The sequence below is a fragment of the Bacillus sp. SIMBA_005 genome, assembly GCF_046535585.1.
GTDB lineage: Bacteria > Bacillota > Bacilli > Bacillales > Bacillaceae > Bacillus > Bacillus pumilus.
Genome location: NZ_JAWRWI010000774.1, coordinates 1 through 254, shown reverse-complemented (window position 1 = coordinate 254; position 254 = coordinate 1). Strand labels below are relative to the sequence as shown.

General features: G+C 71.3%; 1 protein-coding gene. It reads right to left on the bottom strand.

Going from position 1 to position 254, the window contains the following annotated elements; translation table 11 throughout:
* Nucleotides 1–254, bottom strand: a 254-nt coding sequence (locus SB660_RS22170) for a hypothetical protein (RefSeq protein WP_410584622.1), incomplete at both ends; no start/stop codon positions are given.

The window sequence follows — 254 nt, the reverse complement described above, 5'->3', positions numbered from 1 at the left end:
GCGCAGCGGGATGCGGAAGACCAGCACGGTCACGTCGGTCCCGCCGGTGAGTGCGCGCTCGCGCGGTCGCCCCGGACGAGGAAGGTCCCCGGTGAGTACGGCAGGGGTGCCGCTGACCTCGGCGAGCCTGATGAGCGAGACGCCCGCGACGACGACGTCGGAGACGGTCGCCTGGGTGTGCACGGGCCAGGAGTCGACGGCGAGCGGGGACGGGATGCTCAATCGCATCGTGGGCAGGATCTCGGTGAGAGTCA